This window comes from Algoriphagus persicinus (assembly GCF_035156415.1).
Taxonomy (GTDB): Bacteria; Bacteroidota; Bacteroidia; order Cytophagales; family Cyclobacteriaceae; genus Algoriphagus; species Algoriphagus persicinus.
In genome coordinates this window covers 1-23,183 of the sequence record NZ_JAYEEY010000014.1, presented here as the reverse complement: position 1 = coordinate 23,183, position 23,183 = coordinate 1, and the positions used below count along the sequence as shown (strand labels likewise).

Annotated in this window: 20 protein-coding genes; 6 read left to right on the top strand and 14 right to left on the bottom strand. The window is 40.5% G+C overall.

The window, feature by feature from the left end; translation table 11 throughout:
- Position 1: 1 nt before the first annotated feature.
- From hisC to U3A58_RS12290, 6 genes are all read right to left on the bottom strand, one after another.
- Positions 2-1,069, bottom strand: a complete 1,068-nt coding sequence (gene hisC / locus U3A58_RS12315) for a histidinol-phosphate transaminase (RefSeq protein ID WP_323823731.1) — start codon at positions 1,067-1,069, stop codon at positions 2-4.
- The gene (hisD, locus tag U3A58_RS12310; RefSeq protein ID WP_323823730.1) at positions 1,066-2,361 is read right to left on the bottom strand and encodes a histidinol dehydrogenase; all 1,296 of its coding nucleotides are present in this window, start codon (positions 2,359-2,361) and stop codon (positions 1,066-1,068) included. The genes hisC and hisD overlap by 4 nt, the downstream gene beginning before the upstream one ends.
- Before the next feature lie 168 nt (positions 2,362-2,529).
- Entirely contained in the window at positions 2,530-3,390 is an 861-nt protein-coding gene (gene hisG / locus U3A58_RS12305) for an ATP phosphoribosyltransferase (protein ID WP_323823729.1), read from the bottom strand.
- A gap of 255 nt (positions 3,391-3,645) precedes the next feature.
- Complete coding sequence (locus U3A58_RS12300; RefSeq protein WP_323823728.1) at positions 3,646-4,752, bottom strand: hypothetical protein; 1,107 nt, start codon at positions 4,750-4,752, stop codon at positions 3,646-3,648.
- Positions 4,753-5,374: 622 nt separating this feature from the next.
- On the bottom strand, positions 5,375-6,535 hold the full coding sequence (locus U3A58_RS12295) for an esterase (RefSeq protein WP_323823727.1): 1,161 nt from the start codon (positions 6,533-6,535) through the stop codon (positions 5,375-5,377).
- A 13-nt stretch (positions 6,536-6,548) separates the two neighbouring features.
- On the bottom strand, positions 6,549-7,745 hold the full coding sequence (locus U3A58_RS12290; protein WP_323823726.1) for an alpha/beta hydrolase-fold protein: 1,197 nt from the start codon (positions 7,743-7,745) through the stop codon (positions 6,549-6,551).
- A gap of 615 nt (positions 7,746-8,360) precedes the next feature.
- On the opposite strand from U3A58_RS12290, the gene U3A58_RS12285 reads away from it, so the two are divergent.
- On the top strand, positions 8,361-8,948 hold the full coding sequence (locus tag U3A58_RS12285; RefSeq protein ID WP_323823725.1) for a hypothetical protein: 588 nt from the start codon (positions 8,361-8,363) through the stop codon (positions 8,946-8,948).
- A gap of 158 nt (positions 8,949-9,106) precedes the next feature.
- On the opposite strand, the gene U3A58_RS12280 is transcribed toward U3A58_RS12285, so the two are convergent.
- From U3A58_RS12280 to U3A58_RS12260, 5 genes are all read right to left on the bottom strand, one after another.
- Positions 9,107-10,060: a magnesium transporter CorA family protein gene (locus U3A58_RS12280; RefSeq protein ID WP_323823724.1), complete on the bottom strand. Its 954-nt coding sequence runs from the start codon at positions 10,058-10,060 to the stop codon at positions 9,107-9,109.
- Between the two features lie 69 nt (positions 10,061-10,129).
- Positions 10,130-10,801 (bottom strand): DUF2306 domain-containing protein, encoded by a 672-nt coding sequence (locus U3A58_RS12275; RefSeq protein ID WP_323823723.1) that lies wholly within the window; start codon positions 10,799-10,801, stop codon positions 10,130-10,132.
- Positions 10,802-10,831: 30 nt separating this feature from the next.
- Positions 10,832-11,350: an SRPBCC family protein gene (locus U3A58_RS12270; RefSeq protein WP_323823722.1), complete on the bottom strand. Its 519-nt coding sequence runs from the start codon at positions 11,348-11,350 to the stop codon at positions 10,832-10,834.
- Positions 11,351-11,461: 111 nt separating this feature from the next.
- Positions 11,462-12,040, bottom strand: coding sequence for a GDP-mannose pyrophosphatase NudK (gene nudK / locus U3A58_RS12265; RefSeq protein ID WP_323823721.1), 579 nt, complete (start codon positions 12,038-12,040; stop codon positions 11,462-11,464).
- A gap of 79 nt (positions 12,041-12,119) precedes the next feature.
- Complete coding sequence (locus tag U3A58_RS12260; protein WP_323823720.1) at positions 12,120-13,226, bottom strand: alanine racemase; 1,107 nt, start codon at positions 13,224-13,226, stop codon at positions 12,120-12,122.
- A gap of 461 nt (positions 13,227-13,687) precedes the next feature.
- Between U3A58_RS12260 and alaS the strand changes: the two genes are divergently transcribed.
- The 3 genes from alaS to U3A58_RS12245 are packed head-to-tail and all read left to right on the top strand — an operon-like array spanning position 13,688 to position 18,908.
- Positions 13,688-16,312 (top strand): alanine--tRNA ligase, encoded by a 2,625-nt coding sequence (gene alaS / locus U3A58_RS12255; protein WP_323823719.1) that lies wholly within the window; start codon positions 13,688-13,690, stop codon positions 16,310-16,312.
- A 22-nt stretch (positions 16,313-16,334) separates the two neighbouring features.
- The gene (gene gatB, locus U3A58_RS12250) at positions 16,335-17,795 is read left to right on the top strand and encodes an Asp-tRNA(Asn)/Glu-tRNA(Gln) amidotransferase subunit GatB (RefSeq protein WP_323823718.1); all 1,461 of its coding nucleotides are present in this window, start codon (positions 16,335-16,337) and stop codon (positions 17,793-17,795) included.
- A 3-nt stretch (positions 17,796-17,798) separates the two neighbouring features.
- Positions 17,799-18,908 carry a TlpA disulfide reductase family protein gene (locus tag U3A58_RS12245; protein ID WP_323823717.1) on the top strand — a complete coding sequence of 370 codons (1,110 nt, stop codon included), beginning with the start codon at positions 17,799-17,801 and terminating at the stop codon, positions 18,906-18,908.
- Between the two features lie 275 nt (positions 18,909-19,183).
- Here the strand turns inward: U3A58_RS12245 and proC are convergent, their stop codons facing one another.
- Positions 19,184-19,984: a pyrroline-5-carboxylate reductase gene (gene proC, locus U3A58_RS12240; RefSeq protein WP_323823716.1), complete on the bottom strand. Its 801-nt coding sequence runs from the start codon at positions 19,982-19,984 to the stop codon at positions 19,184-19,186.
- A gap of 184 nt (positions 19,985-20,168) precedes the next feature.
- Here proC and U3A58_RS12235 point away from each other — a divergent pair, with 184 nt between their 5' ends.
- Positions 20,169-20,585: a hypothetical protein gene (locus U3A58_RS12235; RefSeq protein WP_323823715.1), complete on the top strand. Its 417-nt coding sequence runs from the start codon at positions 20,169-20,171 to the stop codon at positions 20,583-20,585.
- 75 nt (positions 20,586-20,660) lie between these two features.
- Positions 20,661-20,861: a helix-turn-helix transcriptional regulator gene (locus U3A58_RS12230; RefSeq protein ID WP_323823714.1), complete on the top strand. Its 201-nt coding sequence runs from the start codon at positions 20,661-20,663 to the stop codon at positions 20,859-20,861.
- 58 nt (positions 20,862-20,919) lie between these two features.
- Here U3A58_RS12230 and U3A58_RS12225 read toward each other — a convergent pair whose 3' ends face one another.
- Positions 20,920-22,113, bottom strand: coding sequence for a hypothetical protein (locus U3A58_RS12225; RefSeq protein ID WP_323823713.1), 1,194 nt, complete (start codon positions 22,111-22,113; stop codon positions 20,920-20,922).
- Positions 22,114-22,297: 184 nt separating this feature from the next.
- Entirely contained in the window at positions 22,298-22,924 is a 627-nt protein-coding gene (locus U3A58_RS12220) for a hypothetical protein (protein WP_323823712.1), read from the bottom strand.
- Positions 22,925-23,183 lie beyond the last annotated feature (259 nt).

The following is a 23,183-nucleotide window of genomic DNA, read 5'->3' as shown; positions in this document are numbered from 1 at the left end:
TTTATAGGTTAAAGCTTTCCGTGTATATTTGTTTCAAAGCTTGTATAAAGGCTTCATTTTCGACTCTTGTGCCTACTGATATCCGCAGACAATCTTCACAAAGCTGCACTTTTGACCTGTTTCTCACGATGATCTTTTTTTCGATTAGGTCGTCGTACACATGACTTGCATTTGGCATTTTTACCAGAAGGAAATTCGCATGAGAAGGATAAATTTTCTTTACAAAATCCAGCTGGTTCATTTCCTTCTTCAAGTATTCACGCTCTTGGAGTATATCTGAAATCATCGCATTTACTTTATCCACTTTCTGAATAGCAGCCAAAACAGTTTGCTGTGTCAGTCCAGAGATATTATAAGGAGGTTTGATTCGGTTTAGGATCTTGATCATTTTCTTGTTGGCAAAAGCCATCCCTAGTCTTAGAGAAGCTAGTCCCCAAGCTTTGGAAAATGTCTGCATGACCAGAAGATTACCATACTCACCTAGAAGAGTGGTAAAGCTTGGTTCATCGCTAAAGTCAATGTATGCTTCATCGACCACTACCAAACCGTTGAATTCGCGAAGTAATCTCAGAATATCCTCACGATGTACCTTATTTCCACTGGGATTATTAGGTGAGCAAACGAAGATAATCTTGGTGTTTTCATCCACCGCTTTTAGAATCAAATCCGGCTGAAGCTGAAAATCCTCAGTTAGGGGAACTTTACGGGTTTCCACGTCATTGATGCCGGCGCTCACTTCATACATTCCATAAGTAGGAGGTAGGAGGATCACGTTATCTTTTCCAGGGTTGCAAAATGCTCTGAAAAGCAAGTCAATTGCCTCGTCAGAACCATTTCCCAGGAATAGTTGAGCAGGTTTCACCTGCTTGATCTTAGCGATTTCGGCCTTCAATTCAAGTTGATATGGATCAGGATAGCGATTATGATCCTCATCTGTGATAGATCCATAAGGGTTTTCATTTGCATCCAGAAATATCCCTTCCTTGCCGGTGTACTCATCACGAGCAGATGTGTAGGGCAGAAGGTTTACTATGTGTGGTCTTAGTAATGGGGTTAGGTCAAACTTCATTTTTTCTGTTTTTTGAGATGTTTGAGTCTTATCGATACGGCATTTTTGTGTCCCTCCAGCAGTTCATTTTCTGCCATGATTTCTATGGTAGGGCCTAAGTTTTTCAATCCTTCAGGACTGATTTTCTGATAAGTAATTTTTTTTACAAAGCTGTCCAGTGACACACCACTATAATTTCTTGCATAACCGTAGGTCGGCAAGGTGTGATTGGTGCCAGAGGCATAGTCACCGGCTGATTCCGGCGTGAAGTTGCCAATGAAAACTGACCCAGCATTGTAAACCGCATTTACAGCTTCCTCTTCTTCCACCACGCTGATGATTAGGTGCTCAGGAGCATAGAAATTGATCAGCTCCATGGCTTCCTCAGCGCTGTCCATGATTACAGCTCTAGAATTTGCTAAGGCTTTTTTGGCAATATCTTTTCTGGGAAGATCTTCTAGCTGTACATCAATTTCTTTGACCACGCGCTTTGCAAATTGCTCGGTGTCTGTGACCAAAATAACCTGACTATCGACGCCATGTTCTGCCTGAGAAAGCAAGTCGGCAGCCACAAAAGCTGGATTCGCCGAATTATCAGCATAGACCAAAACTTCTGATGGACCTGCCGGCATATCAATTGCTACGCCGTACTTAGTTGCGATTTGCTTCGCCGCTGTCACAAATTGATTTCCAGGGCCAAAGATCTTATCTACTTTTGGTACACTTTCAGTCCCAAATGTCATCGCAGCAATAGCTTGAGCTCCACCGGCTTTTACGATTTTGGTAATCCCGATCAAATCTGCTGTATAAAGTATCGCTGGGTGGATTTTGCCTTCTTTATTTGGAGGTGAGCAAAGCACAATTTCCTTGCAACCCGCCAATACGGCAGGAATTCCAAGCATTAATACGGTACTGAAAAGTGGTGCAGTACCGCCGGGAATATATAAGCCAACCTTGTGGATTGGGACACTTTTTCTTCTGCAAACTACTCCCGGCATCACTTCATCCACCAATTCAGGTGTTGCCTGCGCCATGTGGAATCGTTCAATATTTGCTTTGGCCACATGGATCGCTTCTTTCAAGGCTGGTGAAATAGCCGCTGATGCAGCACCCAATTCTCCTTCTGAGGGAAAGAGTGACTCCAATTCTACGTGATCGTATTCCATTGCGAATTTGAAAAGGGCTTTGTCGCCATTTCTTTTCACTTTTCGCAGGATGGGTTTTACGACTTTATTTATCTGCTTGGATTTAAAGATTGGCCTAGCCAACTGCTTTTTCCAAGTTTCCTTACTAGGATTGTCTAGGACTTTCATATGATTTTAATTGGTCTTTTAGAGGCCATAACCTGTCCCGTGACGATCGAAACGGGATGGAATCTCGCAGGTTATATTTATTTCTCTATGTGTCGCTTGCGTCATGCTCGATTTCATGTGTTTACAATTTGATTTCTGGGCTAGGTTTGTGCAAGTAGTTATGCAGGATTAAAGAATCATCTTTTCAATAGGAACAACTAGAATTCCTTCTGCTCCGGCAGCTCTGAGTTCCTCGATATTTTCCCAGAATTGATCCTCGTTCAAAACCGAGTGAACTGATGACCAGCCTTCTTGAGCAAGTGGCAAAATAGTAGGGCTACGCATTCCTGGAATTAGGCTTGTGATTTTTGAAATGGATTCGTTAGGTGCATTCAGCAATACATATTTGCTGCTTTTACCTTTTTGAACAGCATTGATTCTGAAGAGTAGCTTTTCCGCAATTTCTTTTTTCCAATCGGGCAGATTAGTATGAGAGATCAGTACAGCTTCGGATTTGAAGATTTCTTCTACTTCCTTCAAGCCATTCATCATCAGCGTAGAGCCAGAGCTCACGATATCGCAGATTCCTTCTGCCAAACCTATGCTGGGAGCGATCTCTACCGATCCGGAGATTTCGTGGATATCGGCATTGATATGTTGACTTTTGAGATAATCACCAAGGATTTTAGGGTAGGAGGTGGCGATATTTTTTCCTTCGAAAAACTGTACGCCATTATATTCCTGACCTTTTGCGACAGCTAGAGAAAGTCTGCATTTAGAAAAGCCCAACAGCTTCATCGTCGTGACATCCTTGTTTTTCTCTACGACTTCATTTTGACCTACAATTCCAAGATCAGCTACTCCATCGGCTACATAGCCCGGAATATCATCATCTCGGAGAAAAAGGAATTCGATTGGGAAATTGGTGGATGTGGACTTGAGTTTGCCCGTTCCATTGTAAAATTTGATGCCACATTCTTTGATGAGGCTAAGTGAGTCGTCGGATAGTCTGCCGCTTTTCTGTACGGCAATACGGATTATTTTTTCCATGTTGGCAAGTTACGCTAAGTAATAAAAGGATGTAATAAATGTTGGTGAAAAGCGGAATCCCTATCATCGGCTTCACCGGTTGTATAACAATATTCCTCAGGAGGAATGATGGAAATGGTGCATCAAGTTGGCTTGATGTGCAGTTGCTAAAAAATCAATATTTCTATTGCTGTTTTCCATTATCGTTGGCAAAGATAGGAGACGAAGGAGAAAATACAAATGGACAGGAGTTATTTTAACTAGTTACAGGGGTGTTTAGCTGGGATCTTTTTTCCTTAGCTCTAGAATTTTATCCAGTTTTTCCCACTTTCCTGCCAAAGCTTCCTGGATCATTTGATTCCATCTAGCTTGGATTTCCTTATTTCTGCCATTATGGGTTTGATTGTCGTAGAATTCCTGTAAGTGATTCATCTCCCGATACGCATCTAGGTAAATGTCATTTAGTTTTGCCTCGTAAAAATTTGGTTCCAAATCCGAATTCTTCAACCTGAATATCATACGATCAGCAGCGATGCGGGTGAGATCGAAATGTCTTTGCTCATGGTTACTGGCGTAGTCATCCGCATCCTTCACCCAAGATTGATCAGGGAGCATATAGACTTTCACCTCGATGGTCTGTACTATTTCGCCATTTTGAATAAAGGCATTGCCCTCAATAGATAAACTGCTAAAGATGGTTGCATTGAAGGAGCTTAATGAGTTAGGTCTATCAGTAAAATCTGCCCAGGTCAAGGGCCTTTCGGGATTATAAAAAACGGTGTCTTTGGTACTTTGTCTTACGGGATCCAGGATATTCAATCGGACGTTCTTTACCAATGATCGGTTGGTTTGGTATTGGGAAGCTATCCAGGCATCGAAGTATTTCCAGCTATTTTCAAATAGCCTGCGGATGGATGCATCTAGGTAATGCATCTGGCTGGCAGGTCTTCCGTAGTTAAGTTTATTGTTGAAATCAACCAAATGAACCGGTTCATTTTCTCCAACTAGAAAAAATCCCATATTCAGTTGTATTTCACCTTTATAGGTTTGGAGATCTACCTGATATGTTTCCTTCAGATCCAGGTTGTATAGTTTCACAAGTATTTCATAGGAAGGAAGGTTGCTGGAAGTTAGTTTGGCATTGTAAAAGTTATAGGCTTGCTGAGCTAATTGGCCTCCGAAGCTGGCAGAATATTTATTTCGTTGGGGATCATACACCTGACCAATTGATTTTTGTACGCGTGAGTCTATGACCGCTTTGAATACATAGTTTCTTTCTTGGGCGGGTTTTTCGTCAGGATTAAGTTGCAACGTCACTTCTTGCCCTAAAGAGTTATCCAAAGAAATAAACAAACAGATAAATGCAAAAAGCAGGATTTTCATGTGTTTAAAATTGATTTTTAATGGTCACATAGCCTGTCCCGTCCGCCGCGGCGGATCGGGAGAATCTCGCTTCCATTATGTGACGTCTGAGTCATGCTCGATTTCATCTGATTATAATTTAGATTTCTTAGTTAAACGCCTGCGGAATTCAAGAAAACACCTAAGGGGTATAATATTCATCCTCTTGTGTATCGCTTGCGTCATGCTCGATTTCTTTTGTTCTTTTGCCTTGACGCAAAAGAACAAAAAAGTCAAGTCGCCAGCAAAGCTTCACCCCGCAGGCCAGCCGCCTGGCTCGCTGCTGCGACAGCCTTGCGCGCCCTAAGAACAAGCATATCTGCTGTTGCGGTGTATGCTGGGATATAATCATCCCCCTGTGTGTCGTCCGCTCCTCATGGGTATTTCATATGATTATAATTGTTTTTAATTGGCCATATGGAATCTCGCATGCATTATAATCATCCCAGTGTGTGACGCTTGAATCATGCTCGATTTCATGTTTTGAAAAACGAAATAATACTCAAAATGTTAAGCTCCTTACTAATGGCTTGATATTTTAAAAAAGTCAAAAACAAGAAGCGAAGTTTTTGACTACGCTTCAATTTATTGATTTTCTATAGGATTACTGAAATAACTGTGGTGCAAAAATGGAAAGGTAATCTCTCCAGTTAGCCCAAGTATGACCTCCGGTGCTTTCATAGTATTCGTGCTCAAATCCGGTTTTGTCCAAAATGGAAAGCAGTCGCTTATTTGAGTCCATTACAAAGTCATCGACTCCACAACCCACCCAGTACTTTTCTACACCACTGGCCTTCAGAGCAGTAAACTTTTTCTCCAGCTCAGCCATATCCGCATTTGCATTAAAAATACCACTACTGAAAACCCCTATGTATCCAAATGTGCCTGGGTATTCAATAGAGGCAGTAATGGTATGACCACCGCCCATGGATAGTCCTGCGATAGCACGGTTTTCTTTATTTGCCTTCGCTCTGAAGTGCTTTTCAATATATGGAATTACATCTTCCACCAAGCTTTTTTCAAATTGGCCTTGATATTTTGCGTAGGTTTCTCGGGTTGGTGCTGCAGCTCCCGGTACAGTTCTGAGTGTGCTTGTTTGCCAAGCATTTCCATTTGTCATCACGATGATCATGGGTTTTGCTTTTCCTTCAGCGATCAGATTGTCCAAAATCTCATTTGCCCTGCCAAGTGCGGACCAGGCATCTTCATCGCCACCTGCTCCATGTAAGAGATATAATACGGGATAACTTTCTTGCTCTGAATCATATCCAGGAGGAGTATATACGTACATTCTTCTGTAGCTGTCCAATGAAGGAGATTCGTACCATACTTGGGAAAGTGAGCCGTGAGCTACTTCATTCAGTTGGAAAATTTCCGATCCTTCACCCGGTACCATTAGCAAACTTGCATATCGAGTTCCATCTCGCAAAGCTTGGGAATTTGTTGGGTCAATTGCCGACACGCCATCAATAAAGAAATTGTAATGGTACATGGAGGACTCCAGAGGATCAATCGTAACAGTCCAGACTCCGTTTTCTTCTTTTTTAAGCGGCAATTTTTCTCCAAATCCCATCCAGCTGCCATTGATGGTTACTTCATTTGCAGTTGGAGAAAAGACACGGAAGCTGACTGAATTGTCAGCACTCACCTCTGGGGAAATTACCTTTGGTGCCTGCATGGCACTAATTTCCTGTGCCTGAGCACTTATTACAGCTCCCATGAATAAGGAAGAGGCAATGATAGATTTGATGATTTTTAATTTCATGGTTTTTTGGGGTTTATTGAAATAGCTGTGGTGCAAACTGAGTCAAATATACTCTCCAGTTTCTCCAGATATGACCACCTTTTGATTCTTCGTATTTATAAGGCATTTCCATGGCATCTAGCTTGGCTCTGTATTCTTTATTGGCGTCGTATAAAAAGTCTGTTTTACCGATCGCAATCCAATACAGTTTATACCCGTTATCCATTTGAGTTTTCAATGTGCCGTCAATGTCAGTATATACCTTGCCGGTGGCATCTTCGCGAGGCATGATAGCCGCTGAGAAAAGACCTATGTAGTCAAACATGTTTGGATAAAATCTGGAAATATGCATGGTGTGGTACCCACCCATAGAAAGACCAGCTATGGCACGATTAGCTTTATCTGCTTTTACCTGATAGTTATTTTCTACAAAGTTGACTACATCCATGAATTTTGCTTCATAAGTTCCGTCCATCGTTTTCGGGATCATGAAAGCGGGTTTGTACATCCCTTTGTTTCCCTCTCCAGGAGCTGCATCCTGGATCACATTGCCATTTGGCATCACTACGATCATTGGCTTAGCCTTGCCTTGTGCAATCAAATTATCCATAATCTGAGCAGTTCTACCCAATGCAATCCAAGCTTCCTCGTCTCCCCCGGCGCCATGTAGTAGATATAGAACAGGGAATTTGTCTTTGGATTGCTCGTAACCTGGAGGTGTATATATAGTAAGCCTACGATCCATACCCAATCCCGGAGAATCATACCAGCGACGGGCAACTGTGCCATGCGGCACATCCTTTACGCGGTATAAGGCAGCTTGGCCTTCACCTACGATAAATACATTGGTGACTGAAGCCACATCGCGTATCAGAAATGGATTGCTGGGATCAGTGGTCTTCAGATCATCAACTATAAATGAATAGCTATAAAGTTCGGGCGAAAGCGCATCAGAGGTAAATGACCAAAGGCCTTTATCGTCTTTTGTCAGTTCAGCTTTGCCAGGACCATCCATTTCCCCCATAGGAGTTTCCATTTTTACAGTAGGAAGAAAATCGCCTGTTACCTGAACAGACTTCGCATTGGGAGCAAAGATCCGGAAAGTAACCGAGCTGTCGTCCTGTATCTCAGGAGAAGTGATTTGCGGGGCACCAAATAGGGCTTCTTGGGCTTGTGCATTCATTCCTAACATGAAAAGCGATAGGAGGGAGAGCAGTAAGGTTTTATTCATGGGATATTGTTCTGTTAGGTTAAAATTATCAAGAAGTAGCTGTAAACTGAATTAATCTAAACTTCTATTGTGTCATATAGACAATTACATAAAAAGCAATAGAATTTCCAAAGAATGCGCAATCAATTTGGCTTAATAGATTGGGTTTATAGGATGACTGTATGAAGCACTAATGTATTGTTCGCCTTGGACTCCTATAAATTTCAAGGATTTTAGATTAGCATAAGAAAGTGATCGCTGACTTGAATTCTATCGGACGAAGTGTGTTCGTAAGCGTACAGGCGATTTATTGGTCTCAAAATCAAAATCAGGATTTTTCAACCTTTTCAAAATTAAATTCCCTTAACATACCAAGTTTGATGCAACCTCTGCAAAGGTGGAATTTATTCCAAAGTGTCCGCTAGCAATACATCCGAACAGAGATGTGACCATATTTTGTACATGTTTTGTTAAAAATATGTGAATTGATCAGAATTAAATTCCGAAATCTTGCGAGAAGTTTAATAATCAGAAAAATTACTGGCTCTCTGGTGATGCATGTCTTTTTGGATTGGTATGCGCTTAGCAATAAGGCAAGCACAATACAAAATCTAAAAATTACTAAACCAACATATTATGAAAACTTTATTAACAGTAGCATTAGCAAGTGCCTTATCTTTTAGCTCATTGGTAGCAAATGCAAGTGAAGATTTGAAAGCACTCTCCACAGTAAATTCTAACTACAAGAAAATCAGCGTCACTCTTAATGGGGGAGTGGGAAGTGCGAAAATTTCTATTTTGGATCAAGACGGTAAAGTTCTTAGCTATAGAAAAGTACGTGTTAAGGATGAAAATTTGATGGTGCCTTATGACATGGATAATTTGCCGGCAGGGGAGTATCAGATTAAAATAGTAACAGATACCGAAGAAGTATCCTATACGATAGCAACTACCAACAAACCCATCCCTTCAGCAGACTTGCCTTTGATGGCCTACGGTAAAATGGTAGATGAAAATACTGTAAGTGTAACTGTGGTAGGATTGATGGAGCCGGGAGTCGAGGTCGAAGTTTACTCTGCCGAATCAGGCAAAAAAATCTATTCTGAATATATCTATCAGACAGAGGGTTTTAAGAAGAATTATTCTTTCAGCAACCTCAATTCAAAAGATATCTACTTGAAAGTGATCGACTACCAGGGAAGAAGCAAAACATTATACTTCTAAGTACTAAACCAACTATAGCCAGAAGCCTTGATTTTCGGATCAGGGCTTTTTTCTGATTTACCCCTTGGTCATTAAGTTTATTCAGGTGGATATTTAGCCTCTATTTTATTGGTTCAAACCTAAAAAATATCCTGGATTTTCGCAGTGAAAGATATTGGCTACAACCACTTTTTTCGCTTAAAGTAAATGAATGGCAAGATAGCTGAACAAATCATGGCAATAATTACAATCGGATAGCCATAAGTGAATTTAAGTTCAGGCATAGAATCAAAGTTCATCCCGTAAACTCCGGCAATTAAGGTTGGTAACGAAATACATACGGTGACTACCGTAAGCATCTTAAAAATATGGTTTTGCTCCAAGTCAATTTTATTGGAGACATTCTCTCTGAGATCATCCAATCGGTCAAAATTGAATTGGATGTAATCGGATATCACTGTAAGGTCATTCAGCTCCGCTCTTACACTTTCCTTTAATTCCGCCTGCTGCTCCCAGTTACTCTTGATATATAACCTCAACACCCGAGTAGTCTCAAGAAGTGATTCCTTGATCAGTAGGTTGTTGAAATTATATTTTGTGATGACATCCATGACATTGCTGGAAAATTCTTTTTCTATCAGAATGTCGTTAGCGAGCGCTTTTACTTTTCTACTCAGGCTTTCGGTGATATCTGCAAAATAGTCGGAGACAAACTCAAATTGAAATTTGAAAATTCCACTTAAATCAGGAATTCTCTGCAAGGAATTTATTTTTGCCGGGTACAGTTCGTTGAAATACGAATCAAGACTGGAACTTGTAAACAGAAAAAGGCCAGCCTTTGTGATAATGATAAATAAAGGCTCTTCAATCAGTCTTCTATCGGTATTGTAATAGGGAATGGAAAAGTGAAATGCCGCTTGCTTCTCATTTTCCAGAAAGTGTGAACTGATTTCTATATCCTCAAAATGCTTCATGATATAAAAATCCAGCTTATAATTCTGCTCTAGCCAGGCCAAATCTGATTGGGTATAATCCATGAATTGCATGACGTGAAAATCTAGTTCGGAAACCGTCAGTTCATCCACACTCTGGGCTTTAAAGGACTTTTTATTTTTTAGGAGGATTTCGATCATAGGCTAGCTTTTAATTGGATGAATAGGGTTATACCCTTTTGAATTACTGAGTTTTGAAATATGATGCTGTCATGGCAAAAATCTGAAATGAGTTTGTTTTACATTGATAGTATTCAAAAGCCTCATCATTTTCCTTCTCCTCACAATCCAAAATGCTACTAACATATTTGGAACCCAACAAAGCCAAGCAACTATTTGATAGGCAGGAATAAATTCTCCTTGATGCATTATGATTAATATCGGAAGCCAAATCCTCAGCGTCACCGCTGCAAAGCATGCCGCATAGCTAAAAATCATCCAGTTTTCGTGCGCATCAAAATCCTGCTTTTTGGCAGTGAACCATCCCATCATCGTGGTACCTAGCCAGATGATTCCCAAGGATACAAAACCAAGGATACAGACCATTCCACCTGTTGCATAAATTCCAATGTATATCCCCGCCAGACTGCTGAAGAATGCGGCAGTGACGTAAGCCATCCCGATTTTCTTGTGGATCATTCTGTTTCTGTCCCGAAATGACTTAGGGAATTGTGTCCAGCCGATCAGCAGAGCCAAACCTCCTAGAATAATATGGGTGTAAAATGCACCATTCCAAATGGGGCTGCTCAACAATTCTTCAGATTTAGACTGTAGTAAGCCAAAATCTCTTTCCAGAATAAAATATAAAATAGGGTACAGACCGACAACCGTACAGAGGATTGCAAATATCCACTGGCGGATTTTTTTTAAGAGAGGTTTCATGTAAGCTTGATTTTAGACCGTTTGGGGTTCTTATGAGAGTCTGGCAATTGAATTATTTTTTGAAAGATATTTTTTCAACTGATCGAAAGTACCACCGAATCCCTGCTCCATATTGCCAATATTATCGGCGAATACTTGTTTGGACGCATCAGAAGCTTTATGTGGGAAAGATACTAGGTCTATTCTGGTTTTGCCATCTTCCTCATAAAACTCAAGATCCACAATCATTTCCAAAGGCCAGTCCACACCAAAGGGTATTTCAGGTGCTTTGACTGTGTCTCCTGATTCATTGGAAAAGGAGTTGATAAACTGAAGTTTATAAGGAGCTTCAATTTCTTGAATTATCCATTTGGCCCACATTTCATTGCCATCTTTATTCCGAAGGACAAAATGAACTATGCCTTCTGGATAAAAGTCAAAGGTTTTTACTTCCATACTGAATCCTGCAGGTCCCCACCATTGCTGCAGGCTTTCTGCTGTGGTAAATGCAATATAAACCTCTTCTTGGGAATGGGTGAAGTAGCGGGTGATTTCGAGATGTGCAGGCATATTTATTTAGTGAGATTGACTAAGTCAGTATATGAAATTTGATTCTTTTTAATTAAACAGCTGAGATTGCTTCTTCACTCGTACCTCGCTCATCGCAATGACGAAGTGAAGTCAAAGTATATCCATCAATTTCAAATACTGTATCAACATTATCGTTTTGGCATCTTTGATCTCTCCAGTGCCTATCATAATTAAGGCTTCTTCAAAAAGTATTTCCAGCACTTCTATGTTTTCCTCCTCGTGATCCACGCCGCCACCCTCATTGACTTTCATGTCCTTGGAATAAGCTGCTATAAAAAAATGTAGGATCTCTGTCACTGAACCTGGTGACATATAAGCTTCAAACACTTTTTTCACATCTTTGACGAGATAGCCAGTTTCCTCTTCGGTTTCTCTACGAATGCAATCTTCCGCATTATCCTCATCCAAAAGACCTGCACAGGCTTCGATCATCATGCCTGATTCATTGCCATTCGTGTAAGTAGGCATGCGAAACTGCCGCGTAAGAATGACGGTTTTCTGTTCTAAATTATACAATAGAATGGTAGCCCCATTTCCGCGATCATAGGCTTCCCGTTCTTGGGTGATGACTTCTCCATCTTTTTTAGTGAATTGAAAAGTGATCTTCCGAAGCGTGTACCAATTGTCCGAGAGTACTTCTGTTTTTATAAGTTTGATGTCTTTGATCATGTGAATTTGTTGTAAGAAAAAAGTCTAGAAATGCGTTCTGGGCTAATTTTCAAAGTACGACTAGTTTATGGAGAACTGATTACTGAACACTGCCTTCCGCATGATCTACCATCTTTTCATCCAGCGTCATGTATGCGCCCATAGCATCTGCTGTCATGCAGGAGTGTACAGGAAGAATACCGAGGATATCTCCGACTTTCACGGTTGCCAAGAGTTCATCTGAGGCTTTGATGATGCCATGTTCTTGGGATATGCTTTTGAGAAAAGATTTGTTTTCTGGAATAGTCCATCCATTTTCATTGAGATAAACCACCTCACCGAAGTTTTTTAGCCCATTTTCGCCAACTAATACATCTTTGGCCAGATGAACTCCACCACCATGAATCAATATTTCTTTACGGTCTTTTTTGATATCCACCACTGGCACAGCTAAGCAAACTGCAATATCTTCCTTATTACATCCACCCAATTCAGCCTGCATCAAGTCGTAAAAGACAAAGTTTCCCGGGCCCATTTCGTCGATATCCTCAAAATCCTCCATCACGGCACATCCAGGAGTGTCTCCAATTCTTGTCACCAAATTTGGGTACTCAGTGCTGTATTTATTTTTAAGCATTCCCAGCGCATTTCGGGACTGCTCGTAAATAGCAGGAATATCGGGCATATAATAGGTATGTCCAGGGTGGAGGTAAAAGCCTTTGAATTTCAATTTGTCCGACTTTTTGGCAATCAATAAAATCTCCTCAATCAAACCAAAATCACTTACTTCTACGCCAGTTCTACCATATCCCGCATCGATTTCAATGAAAAATCCTACCGGATGCTCCAGTTGATCAGCGAGCATTTGTGTGGTATCTGCATTGATCAGTTGAACCGAAATAGATTGTTTAGCCGCTATTTTGTTGAGCTTTGAGGTTTCAAGTGGATTAAAGGGAAATGCAATATGAATGTTCACCCATCCCTGCCCTGCAAGGTATTGCGCCATTTTTATAGAAGAAACTGTCGCTTCAGTGATATTGTATTCTTTTGCCCAGTCACCGATTTGGCGGGATTGAGCTGTTTTGAAATGAGGAACAAGCTTCATTTCATGACGGGCGGCTTTATCGGCCATTCGCTTGATATTGGCTCGGCAGATTTTTTCGTCTAGCAGTAATGTGGGGGAGGTTATTTGATCGAGGTAGCTCATGAGTGATGTTTGAGTTTATAAAAATTTTATTGAAAGTAATCGGGGAGGAGGGGAAATACAAATTGAAAGTATATTTACGAAATACGATTTTCGATCTACGAGATTTCCGAGGAGTTGAACGGGTTTGGTTTTGCTCGCAGCGACGCAGCGACGCAACGAAAATAGAGATTAGTGAAAACCACAAAGGTTAACGAGTAGAAAATTGCGCCTCCCGTATAGCTATCGGGAGCGCCATCGCGGGAGATTTAATTTTTTAAGCCAAAGGAACGACACTTTATCCTTCGCCGCGCCGTTGCGTCGCCGCGAGAATATTTTTTATTGTTTCCGCCATTGCGGAAGATTTTCAAAGAGAGAAATTCTCCCCGCAATGCAGGTAACACCGCCAATTCTATTAATTTTGTCACCCAATATATACGGCTGAAATCGGCCTAAATAGCATTCTTAATTGCCTCAACACCTTCATGGAAGCAAAGAAAATACGGAGCACCTTTATAGAGTTTTTCCAATCCAAGCAACATCAATACGTCCCCTCATCGCCGATTGTGGTCAAAAATGACCCAACATTGATGTTTACCAATGCGGGAATGAATCAGTTTAAAGACTCATTTCTTGGTAATGAAATCGCCAAGTATTCCCGTGTTGCCAATTCACAGAAATGCCTGCGCGTAAGCGGTAAGCACAATGATCTCGAAGAAGTGGGCGTAGATACCTATCACCACACCATGTTTGAGATGCTGGGCAACTGGTCTTTTGGGGACTATTTCAAAAAGGAAGCGATAGCGTGGGCTTGGGAATTGTTGACGGAATTATATGGACTGGATAAAGATAGATTGTATGTGTCTATTTTCGAAGGTGACAAGGAGGACAATTTAAGTTTGGATCAGGAAGCCTATGATCTTTGGAAAGCTATTGTGCCTGAGGATCGTATCATTATGGGTTCCAAAAAGGATAATTTCTGGGAAATGGGAGATGTGGGGCCTTGCGGTCCTTGTTCGGAAATTCACATTGACCTAAGACCAGATGCTGAGCGTGAGCTGGTAGCAGGTAAAGATCTGGTGAATAATGATCACGAGCAGGTGATCGAGATTTGGAACTTGGTATTTATGCAGTTCAACAGAGTTTCAGATGGATCTTTGAAGCCTTTGCCAGCAACGCACGTAGATACAGGAATGGGTTTTGAGCGTTTGGTGAGAGCTGTTCAGCATAAGTCCTCCAATTACGACACGGATTTGTTTGCGCCATTCTTGGCTGCTTTGGCTAAGAAATCAGGAAAAACCTATGGTGAAGATGTGCCTACTGACATTGCTTTTCGAGTAATTGTAGATCACATTCGTGCGATTTCATTTACCATTGCAGATGGGCAATTGCCATCAAATAATAAGGCTGGTTATGTGATTCGCAGAATCCTGAGAAGGGCAGTGCGCTACGGCTACACGTTCTTGGGCTTCCACGAACCATTCTTATATGAATTGACAAGTCTAATAGCTGATAATTTCGGGGATATTTTCCCGGAGGTTAGACAACAGCAGGAGTTTATAGCCAAAGTGATTTATGAAGAGGAGACTTCCTTTCTTCGCACTCTTGATAATGGACTGAAAATACTCGATCAGATTAAGTCTGAACTGAATGAAAAGGTTGAGAAAGTAATACCAGGCAAAACAGCTTTTGAACTATATGACACCTTCGGGTTTCCGATGGATTTGACTTCCCTGATCGCACGAGAAAGCGGACTTTCGTTGGATGAAAGCGGATTTGCACAGGAAATGGAAGCCCAAAAAACGCGTTCCCGTGCTGCATCAGAATCCGAAACCGGTGATTGGGTGATTGTGAATGAAGATGATGGGGTAGAATTTGTAGGATATGATTTCCTAAAAGCGCATGCTCAGATCATCAAGTATCGGGTCATTTCGGATAAAAAAGGCGACAAATATCAATTGGTCTTGGACAAAACACCTTTCTATGCAGAAAGCGGTGGACAGGTAGGGGATACGGGTTGGTTGATATCGGATACTGAAAAAGTCAAAGTAATCGACACGAAGAAAGAGAATGATCTGATTGTTCATTTTGTAGAGAAGCTTCCTACTAATCCAGAATCCCAATTCGGTGCTGAAGTAGATGCCGAAAAGCGCTTTTTGACTGAGAACAACCACACCGCTACGCATTTGCTTCAGTCAGCTTTGAAAGAAGTGCTGGGTGATCATATTCAGCAGCGTGGATCGTTGGTGAATCAGAACTTGCTTCGCTTTGATTTTTCGCATTTTAGCAAATTATCTGATGAGGAAATTGCAAGGGTGGAGGATATTGTAAATGCAAAAATCCGTGAGAATATCACTTTATCGGATCAGAGAAATGTACCGATAGAGGAGGCGAAAAAGCAGGGAGCTACCGCGCTTTTTGGTGAGAAATATGGGGATTTTGTGCGTGTTATCACATTTAATAAGGATTTCTCTGTTGAGCTTTGTGGTGGAACTCACGTTCCTCAAACAAGTAAAATTGGATTGTTTAAGATTATTTCTGAAGCATCGAGTGCTGCTGGAGTACGTAGGATTGAAGCGATCACTGCAGAGGCAGCCGAGAAGAATTACCGCCAGCAAGAAGGGTTAGTAAAGGTGATTCAGGAGTTGATGAAGAATCCAAAGGACTTGAAAAACTCAATTGAGTCTTTGCTCCAGGAGCGAAATGATTTGAAGAAGGAGCTTGAAGCATTTCATCTGGAGAAAGCCGCAGGGATGAAAGCGGAATTGCTCAAGCAGTTTGTCATGGGTGATGGGATCAATACGTTGATTGCTCAGGTAGAATTGCCAAATGCTGATTCTCTGAAGAAGTTGGCGTATGAGTTGAAAAATGAAGTGGGAAATGCTTTCGTGATTTTGGCCGCAAAAATTGAGGATAAGCCACAGATTGCAGTGATGATAGATGAGGGGCTGATCAACAGTAAAAATCTAAATGCTGGATTGATAGTAAGAGAATTGGCTAAGGAGATTCAAGGTGGCGGTGGCGGTCAGGCGTTTTTTGCCACTGCCGGAGGTAAAAACTTAGCCGGACTGGAAAATGTAGTGGCTAAAGCAATAGAGTTGTACCTTTAAGCAATAAGAAAAACACGGGCGGATGCTAAGTGAAGAATTAAAGAATAAATATCAGTTGGTCATCGGACTAGAGGTGCATGCACAGCTTATGACCGAGAGTAAAATGTTTGCTGCTGATGCTAATGAATATGGCAAATCTCCGAATACACAGATATCAGCCATTACCCTTGGTCATCCCGGTACTTTACCTAAGGTCAATAGGAAAGCGATAGCCTATGCCATCAAAATGGGATTGGCCTGCAATTCTGAGATTACCCGATATAATGTCTTTGCGAGGAAGAATTACTTCTACCCAGATCTACCAAAGGGTTACCAACTTACCCAAGATAAAGGACCAATTTGTGTAGGGGGTACTGTGCCGATTCAACTGCCTGACGGAACCAAGAAGGAAGTTCAGCTGAATCGTGTGCACATGGAAGAGGATGCTGGTAAATCCATACACTTGGCGGATGAATCTGATACATTGGTGGATTTTAACCGTGCGGGGACACCTCTTATCGAGATCGTAACTGAACCGGCTATGCATAGTCCAGAAGAAGCATATGCTTTCCTTACCGAGGTGAAAAAATTGGTGAAATACCTTGATATCTGCGATGGCAATATGGAAGAAGGTTCTCTTCGCTGTGATGCCAACGTATCTGTGATGCTCAAAGGTTCTCATGAACTTGGCAAAAAGGTGGAAGTGAAAAACATGAATTCATTCCGAAATGTGTTCCGTGCCATCGAGCATGAACATGAGCGCCTGATCGGACTGATAGAACAAGGAGCGGAGGTGATCTCTGAAACAAGAACGTTTGATGCGAATACAGGACTTACAGCCAGTATGCGTACCAAGGAGGATTTGAACGATTACCGATATTTTCCAGAGCCGGATCTGAGTCCTGTGATAGTTTCTGACGAGTGGTTGAATGCTGTGAAATCAACCATGCCAGTGCTGCCTAGAGACCTACAAAAGAAATTTGTAGAGGAGTTTGGTTTACCTGAGTATGATGCAAGTTTTTTGACGGAATCGAAGGAGATTGCGCTTTGGTTTAATGAGCTATGTAGCAAAACTCAAAATTATAAAGCAGCCTCTAACTGGGTGATGGGGCCAGTTAGGTCATCCTTGAATGATCAGTCCATACAAATGCTTGATTTTCCAATAAGCAATGATTCTTTAGCTGCTCTGATAGCCTTGGTGGAGGGTGGGAGTGTGAGTTACACAGTTGCTTCGCAAAAATTATATCCGGAGATGCTCATGAGTGCAAATGAAAGTCCTTTGGAAATCGCTCAGCGACTCAATTTGATTCAGCAAAGTGATGAATCATCGCTGAGGCCAATAGTTGAAGAAGTCTTGGCCGCCAATGCGGCGAAGGTCAAAGAATACAGATCAGGCAAAAAAGGCTTGCTGGGCTTATTTATGGGCCAAGTGATGAAAAAATCTCAAGGCAAAGCCGATCCCAAAGTTGCCACAAAAATATTGACAGAATTACTAGCGAATTAATCCATGATGAATCAAATGAATGCAATCGTTTTCCTTGTCCTTTTATCCTTTTTCTCCTGCAGGCAAAAGCAAGCTAAAGATGGGATGGTGGAAATCTCAGGAACAATAGAAAATACTCCTGCCGGAGCAATAATACTTTCTCAATTCACAGATAGCCGTCCAATAGTTTTGGATACACTAGAGTTGGATAACAAAGGAAATTTTAAATATGAGGTAGCTGTAGATTCTCCCACTTTCTACGAGTTGAATTTGTATGGGGAAAAATTAATTCGCCTCGCGCTATTCAAAGAAGATGTGAAAATTTCCTACAATTATTCCAATCCGGAGAGTCTGCAAATTGAAGGATCCCAGGATTCGCAGGAAATGCTGAAAATAGAAAAATTGATGGAGGCTTACCAAACTAAGGTAAATGCGCTCAATGAGTCATATTACAAAGCAATGAGCGAAAATGATACAGAAACGATAAAAAAGATACAGACAGAGGCGATGGCTTTGGAAAGCAATCAATCCACGGAAGTCAAAAATGTGATTAATAGCATGGGAGATAGCTTTGCTTCACTTGCTGCTATTGGATTATTAAATCCCAAGAATGAATTCCAGTTTATGGATAGTTTGGTGGCTAAACTTGATGAAAAGTATCCTGAGACAAAGTCTATTATTCAGTTAAAGCAACAATTGGATGAGATGAGAGCACTTTCTATGGGACAACTGGCTCCTGAAATTGAGCTTCCCAATCCTGAAGGAGAGATCATGAAGCTTTCCGATTTGCGAGGAAAATATGTAATGATAGATTTCTGGGCGGCTTGGTGCAAGCCATGTCGTGAAGAAAATCCGAATGTGGTCAAGCTTTACAATGAATACAAGGATCAAGGTTTTGAAGTGTTTGGCGTGTCTCTTGACCGTACCAAAGAGGCATGGGTAGATGCAATTGCTGAAGATGGCTTGACTTGGACTCAGGTTTCTGATTTAAAATATTTCAATTCTGCAGCAGCAGAACTTTATCAGATTGATGCGATTCCGGCTACCTACCTGATAGATCCAGATGGAAAAATCATCGGGAAAGATCTTCGAGGCCCAAGTTTAAGAAGTAAACTAGCAGAGATTTTTGACTGAGTCAGCCTCTTCTATGAAGCAACAAAAAAGCCTTCTGATTTTTCAGAAGGCTTTTTTGTTGCTGGGAAAATATGAAAGGAAGGAAGAAAAAGTACCAAACAGTCCTTCCTTTAAAAATCGAGTCACTGAAAAAGGAATAGCAAAAGTTGTTTATCACCCGAGACAAATCTACTGAAAAGATTTAAAAGAAAAACAACCTTTAAGTTATTCCTAATGAATTAAATGTTAATTTTTCCTGATTTAAATTTAATATTCCTTGAATAGTAATAATTCAATTATTTAGCTATTTTCTCATAGCTGGCTATCACACCTCTTACCATAGCTGAGCTAAAACCCTGGTGTTCCATTTCATTTAGGCCGACTATTGTACAGCCTTTAGGTGTAGTCACTTTGTCAATTGCCGCCTCTGGATGAATGTTTTTTTGGATCATCAATTCAGCCGCTCCTTTCACGGTTTGGTTCACGATCTTACTTGCAGTGACGGAGTCAAAGCCAATTTGTATTCCTCCTTGGATCATAGCTCGCATAAATCTAAGTACATAGGCGATTCCGCAGGCACCAAGGACCGTGGCAGCTTCCATCAGACTTTCGTCAATCGGAATGGTGAATCCAATGCCGTCAAATAGTTCGGATACAGTCTTGATTTGATCTGCATCTGCATTTTGTGCACAAATACAGGTGACAGATTCTTGGATATCTGCAGCGATATTTGGCATGGCACGGAAGGCGATGCTGTCAGTATCTATTACTTGATACATTTCTGCAAAGGTAATTCCCGTCGCCAGCGAAATGATAATCTGGTTTCTGGGTCTAAGAGAGGGTTTGATTTCGTTCAGGATAGGATTGATATTATAGGGTTTGACGCCCAGGATAATGATATCCGCATCAGCTGCAGCAGAGAGATTATCACTGAGTACATGCACTCCTAAAGCGGCAAATTCACCTAGGCTTTCTACGTGCCTTTTGGTAAGGGTAAGATTCTTTGGATCAAAATCTTCCCGTTTTAAAAGTCCATTTGCAATGGATGTCCCCAGATTGCCGCAGCCGATAATGGCTATTTTCACTTTCGAAATCATAGAAAATATAATTATTGATTGGATTTGTTGATTAAAGGTAAACAATACCGCTGTTTTTATGCGAATTCATAAAATAATATGCAAGTCTTATGCTTTTAGGCACAGGTAACTAGGTGAAATATTAGACAAAAAATTTTGATAAAAAGTAAAGTTAATTTTACATTTAGTAAAACAAATATGTCTTATGAAAGAGAAATCAATTCTACATGTTCCTTTACTTTCTCCAAGTTGGAAGAAAGTAGCTTTTGTTTTTTTTCCACTTCCAGTCATTTTGGTTATTGGAATGTCTTTCGTCAGCATGGATATGAATTCAGATGATGTTGCCCAGATAATTTATGGGTTTTGGGCTATTGGGTTTGGCTTGTTGAATCTCACCAGAGAGAAAAATGAAGATGAGATGCTTAAATCCTTCCGATTACAAGCTTTCCAAACAGGCTCTTATTGGTTGATTTGGGGCATAGGAGCGTTGATGCTTATCAATTACCTTCGGTTTGACAGGATTACTTCAGAGATTTTTACGGCCTATTTGGTTCTGTTCCTATTGAATGCTTACGTCTACGCAGCATTTCAATACCAGAAGTTTATGGCAACCAAAGACTAATTTATATCTACATTTCTATGAGCCATCTAGTGATGTTTCACCAGAGCGAAGCAGGTTTGGCTTTTTAAATTCTATATGAAAAATTCCATAAAAGTAGAGCGAGCGCGACATAATATGACTCAGCAGGATTTGGCGGAAAAAGTAAGTGTTTCCAGACAAACAATCAACAGTATTGAGGCAGGGAAATACGTGCCTTCAACTGTTTTGGCGTTGAAGATTTCAAAGGTGTTTTCGGTAAGACTGGAAGATATCTTTGAATTGGAGGATGGGGATTAGAAGCGAGTAACCTGATCTTATGATTGGTGAAAGGGTTTTTACTTTTTACTAGAAAGCACTAATTTTTATCAGTAACCTGACTCTCTACTTGGTCCAAAATAAACTTGTAGATCGTGAAAAAGTCTTCTTCCTCATCAGGGTTAGATTTTCCAGCCCACAGAAAGCCGTCACGCTCAAATATTCCTGAGGGAATTATATGTGAAGGGATGGCAAAGTCAGCCAGCAAATTGTACTCACTGTCTAAAACTTGAATTCTAGGGGGAGTTTCCTTTCGAAATCGATTGATCATATCATTTCTTTCATTTGCAGAGCTTGCAGTTTCCCAAGTCTTAAGTTGTTGTGATGAAAATCCAGATGTATAGAAAACTAAAATTTTGTTATCAAGAATCTTGATGCTACTCATTTTCCCCATAATTCTCATGTGTTCCATAAAATCTGCCACTTGCTCACCTTCTTGGACACCTTTGTAATATTGAAATTCTTGCAGATTTAAGTCAATTTTTTTTATGAATGAAAAGGGAGACTGGCTTTCAAAAACAAAAATTGAGGGTTCCCCTTCAAATACAACATTCAGGTGTTCATCCGAAAAAGCAAAATGTGAGTCCCATGAAAATGCGGGAAAAATTCTTCCGCTTACAAACATGCTTTCATTTGGGAATTTCAAAAAATTGATTCTTTCATTTTTTTCTAAGTCCACAAATCCTATCAAGCTTATTTTTTTATAAAACTCCTCTCTGTCGGAGCGAAACTCCTGATCATGCATATGGTTGTTATAAAAGATCTTCCCATCTGAAGCAACCAATTCATTGCTAGGTCTTGGGAAGCTGTTTTGGTAAGCAGTGTTGCCAGTGTACAATACATCAACCTGTTCACCATCTAATGAAATCTTTTTTATATGAGGAAATCCAAAAGCTAACAAACTTCTGCCTTCCGAGTCAAATTTTAACGGCGCCATCAAACCTAGTCTGCCTACCAGCGTGTTTCCATTGGCACCAAAGGAATGTAGAATTTCCCCATCGAAATTTGCTACGAATACCTCATCTTCGTTTTGTCCACTTTGCATAAATACCAGTCTTCGATTCTTCGGATCGACATCATCTAACCTCGGAGTTCCAAGAAAAGGGATCTGAATAGAATCCACTTTGATTAGCTGCCAATTTTTCTCCATTGCTAGGGTTTCTGTATTCTCCTTGCTTCCACTGCATGAACTTAAAATTGTAAAAATTAAGAAACAGACTCCAATGCTTTTCATTTTTGGGATTTGTTAAGGTGTTGAAAATAAATTAATTGAAGCTTTTAGCGGTGATTTTTCAAACAAACAATCAACTCTATAATGTGTGTCTTCCACAATCCTTGCAGTGAAGATTTCGAAAGTCTTTGGAGTAGGTCTTGAAGAGGTTTAGATTTGGAGCCCCAGAAATTTAAAATTATTTTGATCAATCGACTTTCAGTATTGGATAGGTTTTCTCGAAATAATCATGCTTCATTAGGTTAATCTGAAAATAATGATCACCATAGTTTATTGCATTTTTCATTAATTTACTGTTGTTAAAATTTGCAAAATCGTCTGGCTTCATGCTGAGTAAAACGGAATTTTCAATGCGTTTCCCGTCTATCCATACTCCATATTGGGTATCGTCTAACCAGAGTTGAAGTTGACCTGAAGATACAGTCTGCTTTTCAGGTATTTTAGTTAGCACCATAACCATTTCTCCCAGCATCTTTCTGTTACCTGTTTTTTCTGACTCAGGCAGGTCTTTGTAAAGCCTATAAACTTGAAGTTTATCCACCTTATTCATATTGAAATAATATTCGCGTACTACTTTTCCTCCTTCGATTATTTTTTTATCTAATGAACTCTCTAGAATTGCGTCTAATTCCTGTGCAGCCTTAGAAAGTTGCTCTAAAGACTCGATTTCTTGGCTTAAATTTTTGACTGGAATGGCTTTCACTTCTTGTGCTTGAAGGTCTAACGTGAAAGCTCCCCAAGTCAGAATTCCTAATAAACATGAAGCTAGTATGCTCCAGTTTTTGCTGCTGTTGTTTTGGATTTTGTTTAGCATAATTATACGAAGTTTAAGTGTTGAAGAAACTATAGGACTGGTGAGTGGAATTAGGTTTGATGTCGAAAATTTAAGGAGAGTTTTTTTATACTGATTGATATCAAAATCCTTTTCCAGGATGGCTTGATCGGCTAAATATTCGTATGCGTCCGACAAAACCATATTGATATAGGAGTTCTAAATATATAATGTTGCAGGATGAAAAAGATAAGCAACGAAGCGTATTATTCCCTGTATTGTAAATGGCAGGAATCCGGTC

What these genes read in the sequence shown, in the direction of transcription:
- U3A58_RS12260 (WP_323823720.1), bottom strand. Translation starts at nt 13,226, where the DNA reads ATGAGCTACCTCGATCAAATAACCTCCCCCACATTACTGCTAGACGAA.
- U3A58_RS12300 (WP_323823728.1), bottom strand. Translation starts at nt 4,752, where the DNA reads ATGAAAATCCTGCTTTTTGCATTTATCTGTTTGTTTATTTCTTTGGAT.
- proC (WP_323823716.1), bottom strand. Translation starts at nt 19,984, where the DNA reads ATGATTTCGAAAGTGAAAATAGCCATTATCGGCTGCGGCAATCTGGGG.
- hisG (WP_323823729.1), bottom strand. Translation starts at nt 3,390, where the DNA reads ATGGAAAAAATAATCCGTATTGCCGTACAGAAAAGCGGCAGACTATCC.
- U3A58_RS12280 (WP_323823724.1), bottom strand. Translation starts at nt 10,060, where the DNA reads ATGATCGAAATCCTCCTAAAAAATAAAAAGTCCTTTAAAGCCCAGAGT.
- nudK (WP_323823721.1), bottom strand. Translation starts at nt 12,040, where the DNA reads ATGATCAAAGACATCAAACTTATAAAAACAGAAGTACTCTCGGACAAT.
- U3A58_RS12290 (WP_323823726.1), bottom strand. Translation starts at nt 7,745, where the DNA reads ATGAATAAAACCTTACTGCTCTCCCTCCTATCGCTTTTCATGTTAGGA.
- U3A58_RS12235 (WP_323823715.1), top strand. Translation starts at nt 20,169, where the DNA reads ATGAAAGAGAAATCAATTCTACATGTTCCTTTACTTTCTCCAAGTTGG.
- hisD (WP_323823730.1), bottom strand. Translation starts at nt 2,361, where the DNA reads ATGAAAGTCCTAGACAATCCTAGTAAGGAAACTTGGAAAAAGCAGTTG.
- U3A58_RS12275 (WP_323823723.1), bottom strand. Translation starts at nt 10,801, where the DNA reads ATGAAACCTCTCTTAAAAAAAATCCGCCAGTGGATATTTGCAATCCTC.
- hisC (WP_323823731.1), bottom strand. Translation starts at nt 1,069, where the DNA reads ATGAAGTTTGACCTAACCCCATTACTAAGACCACACATAGTAAACCTT.
- gatB (WP_323823718.1), top strand. Translation starts at nt 16,335, where the DNA reads ATGCTAAGTGAAGAATTAAAGAATAAATATCAGTTGGTCATCGGACTA.
- U3A58_RS12230 (WP_323823714.1), top strand. Translation starts at nt 20,661, where the DNA reads ATGAAAAATTCCATAAAAGTAGAGCGAGCGCGACATAATATGACTCAG.
- U3A58_RS12225 (WP_323823713.1), bottom strand. Translation starts at nt 22,113, where the DNA reads ATGAAAAGCATTGGAGTCTGTTTCTTAATTTTTACAATTTTAAGTTCA.
- U3A58_RS12245 (WP_323823717.1), top strand. Translation starts at nt 17,799, where the DNA reads ATGATGAATCAAATGAATGCAATCGTTTTCCTTGTCCTTTTATCCTTT.
- U3A58_RS12285 (WP_323823725.1), top strand. Translation starts at nt 8,361, where the DNA reads ATGAAAACTTTATTAACAGTAGCATTAGCAAGTGCCTTATCTTTTAGC.
- U3A58_RS12295 (WP_323823727.1), bottom strand. Translation starts at nt 6,535, where the DNA reads ATGAAATTAAAAATCATCAAATCTATCATTGCCTCTTCCTTATTCATG.
- U3A58_RS12270 (WP_323823722.1), bottom strand. Translation starts at nt 11,350, where the DNA reads ATGCCTGCACATCTCGAAATCACCCGCTACTTCACCCATTCCCAAGAA.
- alaS (WP_323823719.1), top strand. Translation starts at nt 13,688, where the DNA reads ATGGAAGCAAAGAAAATACGGAGCACCTTTATAGAGTTTTTCCAATCC.
- U3A58_RS12220 (WP_323823712.1), bottom strand. Translation starts at nt 22,924, where the DNA reads ATGCTAAACAAAATCCAAAACAACAGCAGCAAAAACTGGAGCATACTA.